The sequence below is a fragment of the Rathayibacter sp. AY1B8 genome (assembly GCF_002932775.1).
GTDB lineage: Bacteria > Actinomycetota > Actinomycetes > Actinomycetales > Microbacteriaceae > Rathayibacter.
Genome location: NZ_PSWJ01000027.1, coordinates 16,250 through 34,255, shown reverse-complemented (window position 1 = coordinate 34,255; position 18,006 = coordinate 16,250). Strand labels below are relative to the sequence as shown.

Here is an 18,006-nt window from a genome sequence, read left to right as displayed (position 1 = left end):
GCCAGGTGGGAGCGCCGCCGCGGGTGTCCCTGAAGTGGGTCTGGTGGTCGCGCGGCGGACGCGGGAGGATGCATTCGCGCCTGCCCGCCCGCACGGTCCCCCGAAGGACCGCACCGCGCCCCCTCCACGGTGGTCCGATCCGGACCGCAGCACCCCCCTCACACCTTCCGGTCAGGCTCCGCCGACCGAGCAGCCCTCTCCACGTCGGGATCCCATGTCCTCTCCTGCGCGCCACAGCCGCCGTCTCGTCCTCACCGGAGCCGCCCTCGGCGTCGGATCCGCCTTCGCCTACGCGATGACCGCGTCCGCGGCGCCCGACTACAGCGTGATCCCGCCGCTGCCCAACGAGCTCGGGCGCAGCGACACGGCGATCTCGCGCGTGGGGAAGAAGCCGTACCAGATCATCGACGTGATGATCGGCACCGACCGCGCGCGGCTCTTCGTTCCGCACACCGCGGTCCCCTCGCAGCGGATCGGCCGGGTCGTCTACTGGTACTACCACGCCAACGGGAGCACCTACGCGGCCCTGTCCGGCGCCTACCAGTACAGCGCCGACCAGGCCGTCGACAAGGGCGTCATCTCGATCTGCCCGAACTACGGCGGCAGCATCTACACGAACAAGCGGGCCGTCGCCATGCAGGTGGACGCGGTCGCCTGGTTCCAGAAGACGTGGCGGATCGGGGCGAGTTTCCTCCGCTCGAACTCCGGCGGTGGCGCACTGCTCTGCTGGGCGTACGGCAACAAGCTGGTCCCCGAGATCCGCGGCGCGTACCACGCGGCCGGCGTCTACGACATGGCCGACATGGCCCGCCGCGACCCGGGGCGCGTCCTGCCGGACTACGACAACGACCCCTCGACGATCCCGGCGACCGACCCCGCGCTGCTGCCGCAGGCCTCGTGGGCGGGGGCGCGGATCCGCACGACCGGCTCGACGGAGGACGTCCTCGTCCCGATCGCCGTGCACGGAGGGGCGTGGGTCGCGCTCGCGAAGCCCGTCGCGAAGGAGGCGGTGGTCCTCTACACGCCGACCGAGGGCGCTCCGAACGGCCACAACGTGCCGAGCCTGACGAACAAGGACATGCTCGACACGTTCGACCGCTGGCTCGCGGAGCAGCCGGTCGTTCCGCTGCCCGATGAGCCCGCCTCGTCGATCCCGGGCGAGGGCACGTACCAGAACTCCTCACCGCTCATCACGACGGCGGGCACCTGGAGCACGATCTCCTCCTCCGCCGACAGCGGTGGGAGCATCAGCTACTCCAGCTCGGCCGGAGCGTCCGCGAGCTTCCGCTTCTCGGGCACGGGCGTCAGCTGGGTGAGCCGGATGACGGCGACCTCCGGCATCAACGAGGTGCTGCTCGACGGCGTCCTCGTCGCCACCGTCGACCGCTACAGCCCCACGACCCGCTCGGGTCAGACGGTCTGGACGAGCGGGCCGATCGCCGCCGGCACCCACACGGTCACGATCCGCCGCGGGACGACGCGCAACCCGGCGTCCACCGGATCCACGCTGATCCTCGACGCCTTCGTCGTGACCGCGGGGACCGTCTCCACGTCGACGCCCACCCCCACCGCGACGGCGTCTCCGACCAGCACGCCGACGCCCACCGACACGCCGACTCCGACCGAGACGCCGACTCCGACCGAGACCCCGACGGCCACGTCCACGCCCACCCCGACCTCGACGCTGCCGGCGGCGGGGACGTACCAGAACGGAGCCGCCGTCATCGCGACGGTCGGCACCTGGGCGACGCTCTCGAGCACCGCCGACAGCGGCGGCAGCATCTCGTACTCCAGCACCTCCACGGCCTCGGCGACCCTCCGCTTCCGGGGCACGAAGGTCAGCTGGGTGAGCCGGATCACCCCGACCTCCGGCATCAACGAGGTCCTGATCGACGGCGTGCTCGTCGCCTCCGTCGACCGCTACAGCGCCACGAACCGCTCGGCCCGCACCGTGTTCACCAGCAGCACCCTCAGTGCCGGTGAGCACACCATCACCATCCGCCGCGGCAGCAAGCGCAACGCCGCCTCCACGGGCAACTCGCTGATCCTGGACGCCTTCGTCGTCGTGTGAGCCGCTCGAGCGCCCGAGCCGCCCGCGTGATTCCGGACAGAGGACGCGGGCGGGCTCGGGTGGTCGGGTGTTCGGGGGCTCGTGAAGGGGGCCCTTGTCGCTGAGGCGCTCGCTCGGCGCGCACCGCGTCGAGTCGCCCGAGGATGCAGCTGTTTCAGCGTTCTCGGAACCGTCTCGGGCACCTCAGCGGGCCTCGCGCGGGGAGGCCCGTGCGAGCATGCGGGGATGAGAACGCTGATCCTCGGAGGAACGGGCTGGCTCGGCGGGCACCTCGCGGAGGAGGCGCTGCGGCGCGGCCACGACGTGACCTGCCTCGTGCGCGGGACGGCCGTGCACGCGGGGGTGTCCCTCGTTCGGGCCGACCGCGACCGCGACGACGCTCTCGACGCCGTGGCTGCGGCATCGTGGGACGCGGTGATCGACGTCTCCTCGACCCCGCAGCACGTCCGCCGATCCGTCCGCGACCTGCGCTGCAGCGCCTACGTCCTCGTCTCGACCACGAGCGTCTACGCCGAGAACGCGGTCGTCGGAGCGGACGAGGACGCCGAGCTGCTCGCTCCCTCCGACGATCCCGCCTCGTACGGCGCCGCGAAGTCCGCCTGCGAGCAGGCCGTGCTGGCCGGATCCGCGCCGTCCCTGATCGCGCGCGCCGGCCTGATCGGCGGCCCCGGCGACCCGACGAGCCGCTCCTCCTACTGGCCCTGGCGCTTCAGCGCGCGGTCCGGCCCCGTGCTGGTGCCGGATGCGCCCGGACTGCCGACGTCCGTGGTCGACGTGCGGGACCTCGCCGCCTGGCTGGCGGCGTCCGCCGAGGCGCGGCTGGCGGGCGTGATGAACGTCTGCGGGACCCCCGTGCCGTTCGGCGAGCACCTGGCCGCGGCGCGCGGCGGGTCGTCCGCCGAGCCGGTCGCCGTGCCGAAGGAGTGGCTGCTCGAGCGCGGCGTCGGCCAGTGGGCGGGCCCCGGCTCGCTCCCGCTGTGGATCGCGGATTCGGACTGGCGCGGCATGAACGCCCGCTCGACGGCACGGGCGGAGGCCGCGGGCTTCGAGCGCCGCGACCTCGCCGAGACGCTGCGGGACGCGGCGGCCGCGCACGTGCCGGGACGCGGAGCCGGGCTGGGGGAGGAGCGGGAGCGGGAGCTGCTGGGGGAGTGGGGTGCGGGGCGGGATTGAGGCGGCGGGCCGTCTGGGCTGAGTCGTCCGATGGAGCAGGCGGCCCTAAGACGAGGCGCGGAGTTCAGAGGCCGGAAGAAGTATTGATCCCTGCCCGCCTGGCAGCCGCTCGACCGATGTCGTCCAGCTGAGCGAGCATCTCGGCGGGCGGCCTCGTGACGTCGATCCGCACCGTCCGAACCACGACACCGGAGCCTTTCACCGTCGCTGTCCGATCACTCGGGTCTCCGGCGCTCGAGACGTAGACGAGCGTCCCTTCAGCCAGCCCGAGCACTGTGCAGTAGGCCAGCATCTGGTAGAGGTCCTCGACCCTCGGTGGCCCGAGTTTGTACTTGGCATCGATGACGACCACTGGTCGGCCGCCGGCGACGTGGACGAAGTCGGGTCGGATCGGCTGGCGTCGTTCGAGATCGAGATGAGCGGGGAACTGACCGATACTGACGCCCCGCGAGACCCCTGAGAGAGCGCTGCTCAGAGTCGTGGTCACGAATGCCTCGAACGCCTCCGCCATATTGACGACGAAGGAGGCGACGGTGTGGCCGCCGTTCGTCGTGGTGGGCGTGATGCGTGCGAGCACGAGTTCGGCGAAGCGCAGGGCGGGCTGATAGCGCTGGTTCAGCCGCGACGGCTGCCACGACGGTGTCATCGTCCCTGGCCGCAGGAGGGCTGCCTCCGACAGTCTCGAGTCGAGGTGCGCCAGGCGCCGCCGGACGTCCGGCGACACGCGGGGCACGGCGAGCAGCAGCCGGCCGGCCGCACGCAGGATCCGGTTCTCGACGATGTCGGCCGAGTAGTCGTCGACCGTCAGCTCGATCGGGAGGAGTCGTCCGCCGCGGCGCGACATCTGGTCGGAGAACCGGACCCGCCCGCGCACCGTCATGGCGCTCTCGTCGTACCGTCGGTACCCCTGCAGGAGGCCGTGCCCGAGTGCACGTTCCGCGATGCGCGCGTACGTCTCGGCGACCGCGGGGAAGATCTCCCTGCCGTCGCCGGAGACCTCTTCCGGTCGGAAGCCCGGGTCCGCCGCGTACCCCAGCATGAAGAGCACCGAGGAGAAGGCGGCCTTCGGACGGACGACGACCTCGTCGCCATCGATCCGAATCGCCCCGATCCTGTTGAGCTGAGGCTTCACCTCGGCGCCTGACGCTGTCATGCGGGATTCGAGCAGCCCTGCGCTGCATACGCGACCGATGACCTCAGGGTCGAACGAGACCGCCGTCCAGCCGCCGTTCTCGTCGAACTCGACGCGGGTCATCCGGCCGGAGCGTCGTCGACCGCTTCGTCCGGATCCGCGACAGCACCGGGCTCGAGAGCGCTGAGACCGAACGTCGCCCGGACCTCCGCGCGAGACAAGCGTCCGTAGTAGTGCTCGTCGAGCAGCGGAAGGATGTCGTACTCCCAGATCCTCGCCAATCCGGAGTCCGTGCGGGCAGAAGCGCCCATGAGGTAGGACGGGCCGATCTGGAAATCGCGGTCGAGGTCGCCGATCCGCTCGTTGAGCTGCCTCAGCAGAGCACTTCGGCTGATCTCATGGTGCTGTGCCTTCGACCATCGCTCGATCAGGCCGAGTACCGGCTCCTCTGCGGGGTGCAGCTCGACGAACGAGAACCGCCTCCTGATCGCCGCGTCCACCAGGGAGATCGAGCGGTCTGCCGTGTTCATCGTTCCGATGACGAAGAGATTCTCGGGCAGACGGAAGTCCTCCTCCGGCGAGTACTGCAGTGAGACCCCGGCGTCGCGGTATTCGAGGAGCAGGTAGAGCTCGCCGAACACCTTCGCGATGTTCGCCCGGTTGATCTCGTCGATGATCAGCACATGCGGCACTGTCGGGTTCGCCGCCGCCGCAGCAGCGAGAAGACGTACCGGCCCCGGTGCGAGTCGGAAACTCGCGGACCCCTTCTCATCGACCGTCGGCCGGAACCCCTCGAAGAAGTCCTCATAGGAGTAGGAGGGATGGAACTGGACGATGCGGACCGCGCCCTTCGGCGCGATGAAGTCGGCGAGAGCACGGGCGAGATAGGTCTTGCCCGTTCCGGGAGGCCCGAAGAAGATCGCTTGGCGACGCTCCTCGAGGAGACCCAGCACCTCGTTCAGCCACAGTGAGTCGTAATGCAGGCGACCCGCGAGTTCGGGCGTGCTGCGGGGGAGGCGGAGGGGGCCGGACAGCGGAGGTGCGGGCGTCGGTGCGATCGGCGGCGATATCAGGAAGCCGACGTCGGTGATCGGAGCGCTGCCGGACAGGACGTCGAGGACGGCGTTCGGTATCTCCGACCTCGAGACCGGCGTTCGCCAGTCGACGCCGCGTCGTCCTCGGGAATCGAGTTCTCCGATGACGCCCCAGTGCACGTCGTCGGAGCCGTCGACGAAGACCTGGTCGCCGGCCGCCATCGTCACGAGGAACTGCGCAGCCGAATCCACCTCGGTGAGGAGATCGGTGATGAGCGGTCGCGGACCGGCCCCGGACGTCGGCCAGTCTCTCCATGAACGGAGCGCTTCGTCGCGGATGCCGCTTCGACCGCCATCCGGCGGGAGCGTGACGTGGGGGCCTGGGAGGGCGAGTGGCGCGCCGGGAGCGGCCGAGGGTACGGCCCAGCCGCGATGCTCGGTCGGCGGTGCCGCAAGCCACCATTCCGCGTCCCACGGTGGCGAGTACCAGGCGATGTCGAGCTCGCCGCTCGGGTCGAGGCTGTCCCGCAGAGCGAGCAGATCGCGGTCGACGTCGTCCGTCACCGTCGGGAGCGCTCCCGCGAAGGCGTCGCGGATCGCGTGCTTCTGCGCGACGGAGACGATTGCTTCGAAGCAGCTCGGCCAGGCCAGAGCGAGCAGAGAGCTCCGGATCGGTGGAGCATCACCCTGTATGTCGAGCGTGCGGTCGCGGAAGAGCCAGGGATCGCCGAGCGCGGCTTCGCGATCGTCGGACGCGAGGGCGTCCCACTGCCGGACGAAATCGCACAACCAGAGGAGATGCTGTGCGATCTGCTGGTTGAACCCCTGACCGCCGTTGAAGACGCCGCGAGTGTCGAGGGCGTCGACGATCACATCAGGGACCCGGGGGCGATCGGGCAGCACGTCGAGGATCTCCTGCAGAAGAGCGAGCTTCGTCTGCGCCCGGATGTTGATGAGGGGGAGGCGCTGCAGGAAGCAGAGCTCAGCGGCGAGCAGGACGACCGCCCTCGGCTGATCAGTCATCTGCTCGGCGATCCGCTCACGGAAAGTGCCGGTCGACCCGGGTGTCTCGATCGCTCGCCGGAGTGCCGCCGCAGTATCAGCGGTCCAGGTCACCGTCCGGCCGTCGAACGCGGAGGCCTGGCGTCGGAGACCACCGTCGAGGACGACCCGGGCGGCCTGCGCGATCGCCGTCCGCTCCGCCCGGCCCGTCCGTCCGGACGTCTCCGGTTGCTCCGCTGGAACGCCGGGGTCGGTCGTTCCTCTTATGGCCGCGCAGTCCGAGCACCATCCCGGTCGCGTCAGCGTCCTGAGATCGACATCCGGCGCAGCACCCCAGGCCTTCAGCACTTCGTCCTGAGCCCAGATGCGGATCGGAGTCGTCACGCCGTGAGCACATCCTGGGAGATGCAGCTTGCCCGAGGACGCTTCCTCGTAACCGTGCTCGGATGCGGCGAGCCCCCACTCGACGCCGTCGAAGGACCGCGTGGAACCGGAGATGCGCCCTCGAGCTCCCGGAGCAGTGCTGAGCACCAGGAATCCGAGCCCTGTGAGGACCCGCTGTGCCTGGCCGGAGGTGAACTCGCTCCTCTGCAGACCGGTGACCTCGGAGATCACCTGTTTCACGGGGAAGCGGCTGCCGCTCACCTCGACGGAGTACGTGCTCACCTCGGCCGGCGCGGTACGGGCGAGGGTGCTCTCGACTTGTTCCCGTGTGAGTTCGTAGGTGGCGCCGTTGATCGTGAACTGCACTTCGTCCCCTTCGTCGTTCCGGTGAGTCTGTCGGACGGTACCGACTTTCACCGCATCGGCTCCCTTCTCGCGCCGGGAGAAGAGGGGGTGTCACTGACCGTCTTCGAGTCCGTCTGCTCCGGTCTTGGTATGGGGGAGAGTCCGACGCGATGAGCGCGGAGAATCCAACGGGACGGCGACCGATCGAAAAGGAAGCGACAGCCCTTCCGCAGCGAACCGGACCTCGACCGGTATGGCACGATCAACCCATGCCCGGCTCACTGCACGCCTATGTCGTCGAAGGAACCCGTCTCCGAGTGGATGTGGTCTCGGATCAGGGGGCGACTCTCTCCCTTGCGGGGGAATTCACCGATCTCGAGCCGGTGACGGAGAGCGGTGGCGTTCTCGAGAGCAATCCTGCACTGCGCAGCAACATGTGGGCGTACGCCAAGACCTGGTATCGCGCCCGGATGACGTCCAATGCCGAGGCTCTCGCGCATTCGGATCCGGCCGAGCAGAAGGCAGCTCTCCAGCAGGTGGAGCAGGAGCGGCGGACCGCACAGAAAGTGGCCGAGACGTACGCGAAGACGGCGCAGTGGATCGCGGACGTCGCAGACGACGTCTCGCTGCTGGACGTCCAGCACGGATGGTGCTCGTCGTGCTTCTTCAACACCGAGCACCGGAAGTCCAACCGTCCCGCGGGGCAGCTTCCCGTCTACGTCTGCCAGGGCTGCGGATCCGCGACGCTCCCGTGCGTAGCTGTGGGCTGCGGCAACATGGCGGTGCGCGAGCGCGGCGCTCTGCGCGTCCCCCAGTTCTGCGCCGAGCACAAGCACGAGATCCCGGGCTTCGAGAAGGCCCAGGGGAGCTTCGGCGAGCTGCACGACTACGAGGCCTTCCTCGAATACGAGAAGCCCGACCTCGACGCGACCTCGAAGATCATCGTGGGCGGCATCGCTGTCCTCGCGATGGCGGCGCCGGTCGCTCTCCTCGCCGCTCCCGCCATCGGCGGCGCGATCGGCTCGCTCGGCGTCTTCGGCGGATTCACCGGCGCAGCGGCGAGCTCACACGGACTCGCGCTGCTCGGCGGCGGCACCCTCGCAGCGGGCGGGCTCGGCATGGCCGGCGGCACGGCGGTCGTGACGGCCGTCGGAGCGGCGGTGGGAGGTGTCCTCGGGGCATCGGTCGCGAACGCCTACCTGAGCGAGGACAAGTCGTTCCAGATCGAGCTGCTCCGTCCGGGAAAGGGCGGCGTGCCCGTGGTCGTCGCGAACGGGTTCCTCTCCGACGGTGAGGGAGAGCGGTGGGGCAAGTGGAAGTCGATCGTCGACTCCCGCTACCCGGACTCGCCCGTCTACCGCGTCCGATGGGGGTCGAAGGAGTTGCGGGATCTGGGGGAGCTCGCCCTTGGCGCAGCAGGCAAGGGCGTCGCCATGGGGCTGCTCAGAGGAGCGGCGGCGCTCGGGCACAAGGCGGGCGCGAAGCTTCTCGGAGGCGTCGCCGGACCGGCGATGATCGCCTCGGACCTCGCGAGGAACCCCTGGCACGTCGCGAAGAACCGCGCCGACAAGACGGGCGTGATCATCGGTGATCTGCTCGCACGCACGAACGCGGAGTCGTACGTGCTCATCGGTCACAGTCTGGGAGCGAGGGCGATGGTCGTCGCCGCGCAGTCCATGGGCACGAAGCCCGGAGGGCCGCGTATCCAGGCCGCACATCTCCTCGGCACCGCGATCGGAGCGAAGAGCAACTGGGACTCGTTGACCGCCTCGGTCGACGAAGCGGTCTACGGCTACCACTCCCGCAACGACGCGATCCTCAAGTTCGTCTACCGGACGGCTCAGGCCGGTGAGACGGCAGCTGGTCTGGTGGGCTTCATCCCCGCGTCCAGCAAGCTGCAGAACATCGACGTCTCGGATCGTGTCCAGACGCACTTCGAGTATCAGGACAACGTCGAGCTCCACGACGCCGTCTGAGCGGTGCCGGGCGGGAGGTCGGTGACCTCTCGCCCGCGATCAGTCGATCCGCTGGTCCTTCGTCCATTCGCGCAGGACTCGCCGACGACCGCCGGCTCGGCCGTTCGGCCCTCGAGCGACGAGCGCTGTCCGAGCTAGCGCCCTTCCCCACCCAACCGCACACTCATCCTCGCGACCTCCTGCCACGCCCCGGTCGCCCGTTCCTCCGCCGTCGCCTCCCGGAGCAGCCCGGTCAACCGCTCCCGCAGCCGCAGCTCTGCGGCCGTCATCGCGCTCTCGTGCCCTCGCGCGAGGAGGTACGAGTGGGCGTCCGTCGCGAAGGCGGCCAGGGCGTCGAGGAAGATCTCGAGGGCGCGGGCGGCCTCGCCGACGCGGGACGGATCGCGGGGCACAGGCAGCATCGGCACGAGCCGCAGCCTCCCCTGCCAGAGGCGCTCGTCGAGCGGATCGGCGAAGAGGGTGAGCGCGGTCGCGAGCGTTCCCGAGGCGGAGGAGGGGAACGCGCGGCGGACGTCGTGGACGATCTCGTGGAAGTGGTCGTCGGTGAGGCCGAAGCCGACGAAGAGCAGGTGCCGGGTCGCGAGGGTGGCCTTCACGATCGAGGAGAGGGCGCGGCGGGAGGAGTCGAAGCCGAGGTAGTCGTCGCGGGTGAGGACGATCGAGGACGGGTCGTCGACGGTGCCGTGGAGCTTCAGCAGCCAGCGCTCGTGGTCGCCCTCGTGGTCGCCGGGGATGACGGCGCGGGGGACGCCCGCGTCCTCGGACGCCGTCTCGAAGAGGCGGTCGTAGTTGAGCGTGATGGCCTGCTCGGAGTCGATCGCGGTGAGGAGCGCCGGCGCGAGACCGTACCGCTCGAGGGAGCCGATCTCACGGGCGACGGCCTCGGCGAACCGTCCGGGCTTCTCCTCGTCGAAGAGCGTCGCGAGGTAGGACGCCTGGTCGAGCACGTTCTTCCCGCTGAGGACCGCGGACGTCTCGGAGTCGAGTCCGATCTCGCGGCCGAGCTCCTCGAGCAGTCCGTCCCAGGAGGGGCCGCCGGCGCTGACACTGGTCCCGGCGCCGAGGAAGGGCACGAGCCGGCGGCGCCGGGCGCGCTCGGCGAGGCTCTGCGCCTCCTCGAGGGCCGGAGCCTCCAGCTCGGGCCAGGACGTCGCGGGATCGAGTCGCCGCCTGGACTGGGCGAAGGCGTGGACGTCGGCGCGGAGGGTGACGATCGCGATGTCGACCTGGAACGCCTCGGCGGCCTCCCGCAGCACGCGGAGCTGCTGGGCGAGCACGGCGTCGCGGAGGGTCCCTGATCCTCCTCCCGCCGTCGCGAAGAGCGGCACGGCCAGGAGCGGCAGCGGCCGCCTCGTGCGCCGATCCCTCGTCGCCGTCCGCGCGGCGACCTCGACGAAGGCCCGGAGGCGGCGGGCGATGTCGGCGAGTCCTTCGCTGTCCTCGGCGTCGCGCACGGCGTGATCGGGGACGGCGGTGAGGACCGGAGTGGGCTCGTCGTCGCGCGGCGCGAGCGGCAGTGCCGCCTGTCGGCCGTCCGAGAACTCCGGAGTCAGCGCGGCGCGTGCGCGATCCTCCAGCCGCGGGACCCTGCGCCAGAAGTCCGTGAACGAGAGGAAGCGGTCCGTCGGCAGGAGCCACGCGTCGCAGGCGAAGTGGAGGAGGCTTCCGCGGGTGACGAAGAGATGAGGTCGAGGCACGGCCTCTTCCTATCAGCATCGCTCAGTCGCCCGGGAGGGCTCGTTCTCCGCGTCGAGAACGAGCCCTCCCGGGCGACTCGGTGAAGAGGGCCGGGAGTCACGCGCGCATCCGATGCCGACGTGACACCGGCGTCAGCGCCCCAGCACTCCCGCGTACACCGCCAGGTACTCGTCGACCATCCGATCCACCGCGAAGCGGCGGCGCGCCGTCTCTCGCACGGCCGCGCGGTCGAGGAGTCCGACCCGTTCGACCGCGGCGACCGCCTCCGCCGCGGAGCCCACCGCGAACCCGGTGACGCCCTCGTCGATGATCTCGGCCATGGATCCGCGGCGGTACGCGATCACCGGCGTCCCGCACGCCATCGCCTCGACGACGGAGAGGCCGAACGGCTCGTCGAAGCCGATCGGATGCAGAAGCGCGAGCGCTCCGCCGAGCACGAGGGCGCGCTCCTCCGGCCCGACCGAGCCGCGGTAGACGACGCGCGTCCCGTCGACGAGCGGCTCGACCTCCTCGCGCCAGTAGCGCTCGTCCTGCACGATGCCGCAGAGGAGGAGTCGGCGCCCGGCCGCGGCGGCGATCCGGACCGCCTCCGCCGTGCCCTTGTCGGGGTGGATCCGGCCGAGGATCACGAGGTCCTCGCCTCCGGATCCGGCGGGGAAGCCGTTTACGTCGATCCCGTGGTGCACCGTCGCCGCGTAGTCGAGCTCGGGGGAGCGGTCGCTGTCCGAGATCGACACCAGGTGCGCGGTGCGCGGATGCCGCAGCGCCTCGCGGTAGGCGGGCAGGATCTCGGGCCCCGAGAAGCCGTGCACCGTCGTCACCAGGAACACGGCCGCGGTGGCGTCGACGTCGACGCAGTGGCGGATCAGGAGGCAGGCGTCGCGAGTGGCGTCCTCGCGGCCGTGCCCGGCGGGGAGGGCCTACTCGAGGAGGAAGGCGCGCCCGTTGATCAGCAGCGTGTCGCCGTCGGTCGCGGCGAGAACGCCGAATTCGTCGACGGAGCGGGTGGAGTCCTCGGCGGTGTCCGAGGTCGCGGCGACAGCGGGAGTGGCTGCGGCGGCGGTGAGGAGGAGCCCGCAGGCGAGTGCGGTGATCACGGTCGTGCGGTTCATCGGCGTCGTCCTTGGCGTCGTGGTGGGCCGCTTCTCGTGGAGGCGGCGGGAACTGATTCGAGCCTAGGGCGCCGAGCCCGTCAACGCCCTGGGTCGTTCCTTGGGTTCAGCTATGAAGTACCGTGCAGCCATGCCCTGGGGACGCCTCTACTTCGCCGTGCAGGCGCTCGGCGGAGCGGCCTGGTGGGTCGCCGTGGCGCTCGTCCCCGCGGTGCGGATCGCGACGCTCGGCAGCCTCGATCCCGTCCCTGTCGCGGCACTCGACCTCCCGCTGTTCGTCGGCGCCTCCGCTCTGGCCGCCACGGGCATCCGCTGGGCGGCCGTCACCGCGACGGCCTGGACGCTCCTCGTCGCGGTCGCGCTGACCGTCTGGGCCACCCTGACGGGGGAGGCGGGCTGGGGCGTCGTCGCGATGCTCGCCGCGGCGGGCGGCTCCGTCGTCGCGGCGTGCCTGCTCCTGCTCGGCCGGGTGCCCACGCGCTGGATCGCCTCCGGTCCCTTCTCCTTCCGGGTCGCGACCGCGGGCCGCCGACCCGGATCGCACCTCGCCGCGACCCTCGGGCAGATCGTGGTGTTCTGGGGAGGCGCGCTGGTCGTCATCCCGCTGGTGATCGCTGCGCTGGAGGAGCGCTGGGGCGTGAGCATCGGAGCGGCGCCGCCCGCGGTCGTCTGCCTCGGCGTCCTGCTGCTGGTCGCGGCGAGCGCTCTCGGGATCTGGTCGGGGCTCACGATGTCGCTCCTCGGCGACGGCACGCCGCTGCCGATCGCAATGACCAACCGGCTGGTGATCGCCGGCCCCTACCGCTGGGTCCGCAACCCGATGGCGGTCGCCGGCATCGTGCAGGGAGCGGCGGTCGGGCTGCTGCTCTCGTCGTGGCTGGTCGTGCTGTACGCACTCCTCGGCGCCGTCGTCTGGAACCAGGCCGTGCGCCCGCTGGAGGAGGCGGACCTCGCCGCCCGCTTCGGAGCCGACTTCGAGCGCTACCGCTCGCGCGTCCGCTGCTGGGTGCCCCGCCGCCCGGAGCCGCTGCTGCGCCGGGGGTAGCCGCTGCCGCGGTGCGCTCGTCGAGGCGTTCCGCTCCCGCCGGGACACCGCCGCCCGGCCGGCGTCTCGGCCCGGAGCCGCTGCCGCGCCGGGGGTAGCCGCTGCCGCAGTGCGGTCGTCGAGGCGTTCCGCTCACGCCGGGACACCGCCGCCAGGCCGGCGTCTCGCCGACGAGGGCGGTGTCTCGAGGTGCCGGACGCGCCTCTCGCGACGGCGACGCGCCTCGCCCGCCGACCTCGTCACTCCGCGGTGCGCCCGCGCCCGACCACCGCGGCGACCAGCCCCGCCGACACCGCGGCCAGCGCGACCAGCACACCGCCCACGCCGAGCGCCCCCGCCACGAGCGGAGTCGCGAGCGCCAGCGCGACACCGGGGAGCGCCAGCCGCGCGGGCATCGGCTGGTGCTCGCCGAGCGGCGCGTGCACCGCCCACAGGGTCAGGATGAAGACAGCGACCGGCACCGCGACGGCCGCGCCGATCACCGTGTCGGACGCTTCGAGGTGGCCCGCGGTCGCGGCGACGGCCGCCTCCAGCCCGGATCCCAGCGCCGCGAGGGCCGCGAACGCCGCGAAGTGCGCGTAGCCCCAGCGGTAGGAGAGGCCGCGCCGCCGCTCCAGCAGCTCGCCGGAGGGATGCGAGAACGACAGCCACCACAGCGCGAACACGATCACCAGCCCGCAGGCCGCGACCAGCACGAGCGAGGCGCTGACGCCCGCCTCCGTCACCGCCCGCTGCACGCCCATCACCGCCGCGAGGACGCCCTCGCCGAGCAGGATGATCGTGAACAGCCCGTACCGCTCGGCGACGTGGTGCGGATGCCAGTTCGCGTCTCCCGCCCGCTGCGCCCAGAGGGGCACCGCCAGCTCGCAGGCGACCAGGAGCAGGAAGCTCACCACCCCGACCTCCTCGGGCAGGAGCAGCCGCAGCAGCCAGCCGACCTGCACGATCGAGAAGCCGACGGCGTTGCGCACGGCGGCGGTGCGGTGCTCCGGAGTGGACACGGCGACGCGGATCCACTGGCTCACCAGCGCGAACCGCATGATCGCGTAGCCGATGGTGATCGCCCGGTAGTCGCCGTCCTCGAAGCCGGCCGGCACTCCCGCCGCGAGCACCAGGACGCCGCCCATCTGGGCGAGGGTCAGCAGCCGGTAGGGCACGTCGTCGGTGTCGTACCCGGAGGCGAACCAGGTGAAGTTCATCCACGCCCACCAGATCGCGAAGAACACCATGCCGAAGGGGAGGAGCCCCTCGGCGAGGTGCCCCTCCTCGGTGGCGTGGGCGAGCTGCTGGGCGATCTGCGCGATCGCGACGACGAAGGTCAGGTCGACGAGCAGCTCGAGCGGACTCGAGACGCGGTGCGCCTCGTCGATCGCGCGCGGCTGCATCCGCACGCGGAGGGGGTGCGCGGGGGAGGCGGGCATGCGCTCATCCTGCACCCGGAGGGCTTCTGCGCGAGTGCCGCGCCCGCCTCCCGCGACCCTCGGCGCGCGCCCTCGCATCGAGCGTCCAGAAGTCGTCGCACTCGAGCGCGAGTGCGACGACGATCGGACACTCGCGGACGGCCGGACCTCGCCAGGTCGGGCGCAGTCGACACCGCGAGCAGGCAGGAGTCGCGGTACTCGCGCTCCCGTACGGCCACTTCTGGGTTCTCGTGCGCCCCGGGCGACACCCGGCGGCCCCCCGCCCGCGCCCCGCGCCGGCCCGCGCAGGACCCCCGCCTACGATGGGTCGGGATGTCCCCCGAATCCGCGCTCGCCGCCCCGACCCGCGCGTCCCCGGGCGCCCGGCGGTCGCGGCGCGGGCCGCTCCTCGGGCTCGCCCTGGTCGCTGTCCTCGTGGCGACGCGCCTGCTCGCCCCGGACGCGGCGGGCGACGCCCTCTCGGACGCGGTGCGCGACTTCCTCACCCTCTCGATCAGCGTCGTCATCGAGTCGCTGCCGTTCGTGTTCCTCGGCATCGTCCTCTCGATCGCGGTGCAGCTGTGGGTGCCCGAGGCCGTGCTGCTGAGGATCCTGCCGAAGCGGGCGCTCCCGCGGCGCCTCGTGATCTCGCTGCTCGGCGTGCTCCTCCCGGTCTGCGAGTGCGGCAACGTGCCGCTCGCGCGCGGGCTGATCGTCAAGGGCCTCTCGGTATCGGAGTCGATGACGTTCCTCCTCGCCGCGCCGATCGTGAATCCGATCACCATCGTCACGACCTACCAGGCCTTCGGCTGGGCCGACGGGATCCTCGTCTGGCGCATCGTCGGCGGCTTCGCGATCGCGAACCTCGTCGGCTGGATCTTCAGCCGCCACTCCGAGCCGATGAGCCTGCTCACCGACCGCTTCCGCGCGGCGTGCGAGGCGGGCGAGCGGCCGTCCCGCTCCCTCCGCGACCGCTCCCGGCGCAGCGTGCTGCTGTTCGCCGAGGAGACCGGGGCGATGATGCCGGCGCTGTTCGTCGGCGCCGCCATCGCGGGGCTGATCCAGGTCGGCGTCTCGCGCGACGTGCTGACCACGCTCGGCGGCGACCCGCTCTGGTCGGTGCTGGCGCTGATGGTGCTCGCCTTCGTCATCTCGATCTGCTCGAACGTCGACGCGTTCTTCGTGCTCTCGTTCGGCTCCACGTTCCTGCCGGGAGGCATCATCGCGTTCCTCGTCTTCGGTCCGATGATCGACGTCAAGATGCTCGCGCTGCTGCGCACCACGTTCTCGGCCGCGACGCTGGTGCGCGTCACCGTGCTGGTCGCCCTCGCCGCGGCCGTGCTGGGACTGGCGGTGAACTATGCGCTCTGAGCGCCTCCTCGCCCGCTGGAAGGGCGTCGTCCTCAGCCTGATCGGCGTCGTCTCGACCCTGTGGCTCGCGGCGACCGGTCGGCTCGGCCTCTACATCCACCCCCGCTACTTCGAGTTCTCGGTGGTGCTCGCGGTGATCGCCGGAGTGCTGCTGATCGCGGCGTTCGCGGTCGTGCCGGGCGCCGAGGAGGACGCCCACGAGCACGAGCACGAGGACGACGTCGAGCACCTCCACGCCCCCGCACCCGCCCGCCCCTGGCGCCGGGTGGTCGCGGTCGCGGCCGGATTCGCGGTGATCGCCTCCGCCGCCGTCGCCCTGCTCGTGCTCCCGCCGGCCGCCCTCACCGCCTCGACCGCGACGCAGCGCGAGGTCAACACCAGCGCCGTCGACGCCTCCGTGACCGCCGCGGCGCCCACCGGCGACACGGCCTCCTTCAGCGTGCGCGACTGGGCGACCCTGCTGCGTCAGGGCGCGAGCGAGCAGTTCCTCGCCGGCCGCACGGCGACGGTGAGCGGATTCGTGACCCCCGACGCCTCCGACCCAGAGAACGTCTTCTACATCGCCCGCTTCGTCGTCACCTGCTGCGCGGTGGACGCGCAGCCGGTGGGCGTGCCGGTCTACCAGGCCGGCTGGGCCGACACCTGGTCGGAGGGGCAGTGGCTGGAGGCGAGCGGCGGCTTCGGCGCGAACCCGAGCGTCACCAGCGCCGAGGCGGTCGTGCTGGAGCCGGAGGCGGTCACTCCGATCGACGAGCCGGCGATGCCGTATGTCTACTGAGCGCGGCGCGAATCCTGAGCCCGGCGCGACTCCCGAGCGCGGCACGTCGGCGCAGAGCGGGCGACGGGACGATGGCGGCGCTCCCGGCCTCGACTCCGCAGGCGCCTCCCGCTTCCCACGGCTCTTCTGGGCGGTCGTCGCGGTGCTCGTCCTCGCGGTCGGAGGCCTGACCGCCGCCACCGTCGCGAAGGGGCCCCGGGTCGCCTCCCTCGAGGTCAGCACCGACGGCGTGGTCGAGCGCGACGGCTCCCGAGCCCGCCTGCACCTCGACCAGGCGCTCGAGCCCGACGCGCTCGACCGTGTCCGCGTCGCTCCGGACGCCCCGCACACCGCCGAGCTCGACGGCGGCGTGCTCACCGTCACGTTCACCGACACCCTCCGCTACGCCACCCGCTACGAGATCGGGATCGACGACGCCCGCAGCGCCGCGACAGGCTCGGTCGCCGACGTCTCCGCCTCGTTCACCACGAAGGACCCCGACCTCTTCACCCTCGATCGCACCGCCGACGACCCCTCGCAGCCCGACGCCGTCCGCGTCCGTCCGCTCTCCGGAGGCGACGCCCGGGTCCTCGTCACGGCCGACCGGATCCAGGACTACGCCGTCGTCGGCCCGGTGCTGGTCGTCGTGACCATCGAGCCGGACGACACGAACCTCCTCCGCACGGTCACGCTCGACACCGGCTCCGAGGGCGTCATTCCGCTGCCCGGCCCCGGGATCGTGCGCGAGCTGCACTCCTCGCCCGAGAAGGGCGTGCTCGGCTGGACCTTCACCGGGCAGGCGCCGTCGGGCCCGCTCGACCGCGCCCTCTACTCCTACGACCTCACCGACCAGAAGGCCGAGGCGGTCCCCGTGGTCGGGATCGACGGCGGGCCGCTGCGGGCGCGCGACTGGATGTTCGTGCCCGGCACCACCTCCGTCGTCACCCACTCGCTCGACGACACGGTGCTCCTGCTCGACCTGCTGACGCCCGGCTCGATCAGCCCGCTCGGGCAGCACGCGGAGCTGCGCGGATTCGTGCCCGGCGCGAACCGGCTCGTGGTCGCCGATCCGGAGTCGGGCTCGCTGATCGACCTGGCCGACGGCTCGGTCGAAACGCTCGCCCTCCCGCCGGCCGACGTGAGCGCGACCGCGACGCCCGTGCAGATCCTGCTCCTCGACTCCGGGAGCTACGTCGAGCTCGAGGCCGAGTACGCGCCGGAGACGGGGGCGACCCAGTACTCCGTCGTCCGCGTCGACGCGTCCGGCACCTCGGAGGTGTTCCGCACCTCGCCGACGGGGCGCATCCGCGGCGTCTGCCTCTCGTCGAACGGGCAGTACCTCGCCGTCGAGACCGTCTCGGTCGAGGGTCGGCCGGACGACTACCCGGGCGAGCCGGGCTTCAGCGCGACCTCGACCGTGCTCGTCGACCTCGGCACCGGCGACACCGCGCGCAGCGTCAACGGACGCTCGCGCGACTGGTGCGCGTAGGGGCCGACCTGACGACC

At 71.6% G+C, this 18,006-nt stretch carries 13 protein-coding genes; 7 read left to right on the top strand and 6 right to left on the bottom strand.

Annotated features, from left to right (window positions below; translation table 11 throughout):
- Positions 1 to 214 precede the first annotated feature (214 nt).
- Both C5C63_RS17140 and C5C63_RS14135 read left to right on the top strand, forming a co-directional pair.
- Positions 215 to 2,071, top strand: coding sequence for a hypothetical protein (locus C5C63_RS17140; protein ID WP_181110622.1), 1,857 nt, complete (start codon positions 215 to 217; stop codon positions 2,069 to 2,071).
- Positions 2,072 to 2,296: 225 nt separating this feature from the next.
- The gene (locus tag C5C63_RS14135; protein ID WP_104326283.1) at positions 2,297 to 3,244 is read left to right on the top strand and encodes an NAD-dependent epimerase/dehydratase family protein; all 948 of its coding nucleotides are present in this window, start codon (positions 2,297 to 2,299) and stop codon (positions 3,242 to 3,244) included.
- 64 nt (positions 3,245 to 3,308) lie between these two features.
- Here C5C63_RS14135 and C5C63_RS14130 read toward each other — a convergent pair whose 3' ends face one another.
- Together C5C63_RS14130 and C5C63_RS14125 are read right to left on the bottom strand one after the other, a co-directional pair.
- On the bottom strand, positions 3,309 to 4,499 hold the full coding sequence (locus C5C63_RS14130) for an McrC family protein (protein WP_104234076.1): 1,191 nt from the start codon (positions 4,497 to 4,499) through the stop codon (positions 3,309 to 3,311).
- The gene (locus C5C63_RS14125; RefSeq protein ID WP_181110621.1) at positions 4,496 to 7,213 is read right to left on the bottom strand and encodes an AAA family ATPase; all 2,718 of its coding nucleotides are present in this window, start codon (positions 7,211 to 7,213) and stop codon (positions 4,496 to 4,498) included. Before C5C63_RS14125 ends, C5C63_RS14130 begins: the two co-directional genes overlap by 4 nt.
- A gap of 398 nt (positions 7,214 to 7,611) precedes the next feature.
- On the opposite strand from C5C63_RS14125, the gene C5C63_RS14120 reads away from it, so the two are divergent.
- Positions 7,612 to 9,117 (top strand): TMCO4 family protein, encoded by a 1,506-nt coding sequence (locus C5C63_RS14120; RefSeq protein ID WP_258065469.1) that lies wholly within the window; start codon positions 7,612 to 7,614, stop codon positions 9,115 to 9,117.
- 134 nt (positions 9,118 to 9,251) lie between these two features.
- Here C5C63_RS14120 and C5C63_RS14115 read toward each other — a convergent pair whose 3' ends face one another.
- From C5C63_RS14115 to C5C63_RS14105, 3 genes are all read right to left on the bottom strand, one after another.
- Positions 9,252 to 10,814, bottom strand: a complete 1,563-nt coding sequence (locus C5C63_RS14115) for an SIR2 family protein (RefSeq protein ID WP_104326280.1) — start codon at positions 10,812 to 10,814, stop codon at positions 9,252 to 9,254.
- 132 nt (positions 10,815 to 10,946) lie between these two features.
- The gene (locus tag C5C63_RS14110; protein ID WP_258065468.1) at positions 10,947 to 11,645 is read right to left on the bottom strand and encodes a glycosyltransferase; all 699 of its coding nucleotides are present in this window, start codon (positions 11,643 to 11,645) and stop codon (positions 10,947 to 10,949) included.
- 90 nt (positions 11,646 to 11,735) lie between these two features.
- On the bottom strand, positions 11,736 to 11,927 hold the full coding sequence (locus C5C63_RS14105) for a hypothetical protein (RefSeq protein ID WP_104258147.1): 192 nt from the start codon (positions 11,925 to 11,927) through the stop codon (positions 11,736 to 11,738).
- A 130-nt stretch (positions 11,928 to 12,057) separates the two neighbouring features.
- Here C5C63_RS14105 and C5C63_RS14100 point away from each other — a divergent pair, with 130 nt between their 5' ends.
- Complete coding sequence (locus C5C63_RS14100) at positions 12,058 to 12,972, top strand: isoprenylcysteine carboxylmethyltransferase family protein (RefSeq protein WP_104326278.1); 915 nt, start codon at positions 12,058 to 12,060, stop codon at positions 12,970 to 12,972.
- 239 nt (positions 12,973 to 13,211) lie between these two features.
- Here C5C63_RS14100 and C5C63_RS14095 read toward each other — a convergent pair whose 3' ends face one another.
- Positions 13,212 to 14,393, bottom strand: a complete 1,182-nt coding sequence (locus tag C5C63_RS14095; RefSeq protein ID WP_219815305.1) for a low temperature requirement protein A — start codon at positions 14,391 to 14,393, stop codon at positions 13,212 to 13,214.
- A gap of 312 nt (positions 14,394 to 14,705) precedes the next feature.
- Here C5C63_RS14095 and C5C63_RS14090 point away from each other — a divergent pair, with 312 nt between their 5' ends.
- From C5C63_RS14090 to C5C63_RS14080, 3 genes are read left to right on the top strand one after another with little or no spacing between them, the layout of a single operon-like run.
- Entirely contained in the window at positions 14,706 to 15,743 is a 1,038-nt protein-coding gene (locus C5C63_RS14090; RefSeq protein WP_104223382.1) for a permease, read from the top strand.
- Entirely contained in the window at positions 15,733 to 16,521 is a 789-nt protein-coding gene (locus tag C5C63_RS14085) for a TIGR03943 family putative permease subunit (protein WP_104326277.1), read from the top strand. Before C5C63_RS14090 ends, C5C63_RS14085 begins: the two co-directional genes overlap by 11 nt.
- Positions 16,511 to 17,989, top strand: a complete 1,479-nt coding sequence (locus tag C5C63_RS14080; protein ID WP_104326276.1) for a hypothetical protein — start codon at positions 16,511 to 16,513, stop codon at positions 17,987 to 17,989. Before C5C63_RS14085 ends, C5C63_RS14080 begins: the two co-directional genes overlap by 11 nt.
- Positions 17,990 to 18,006 lie beyond the last annotated feature (17 nt).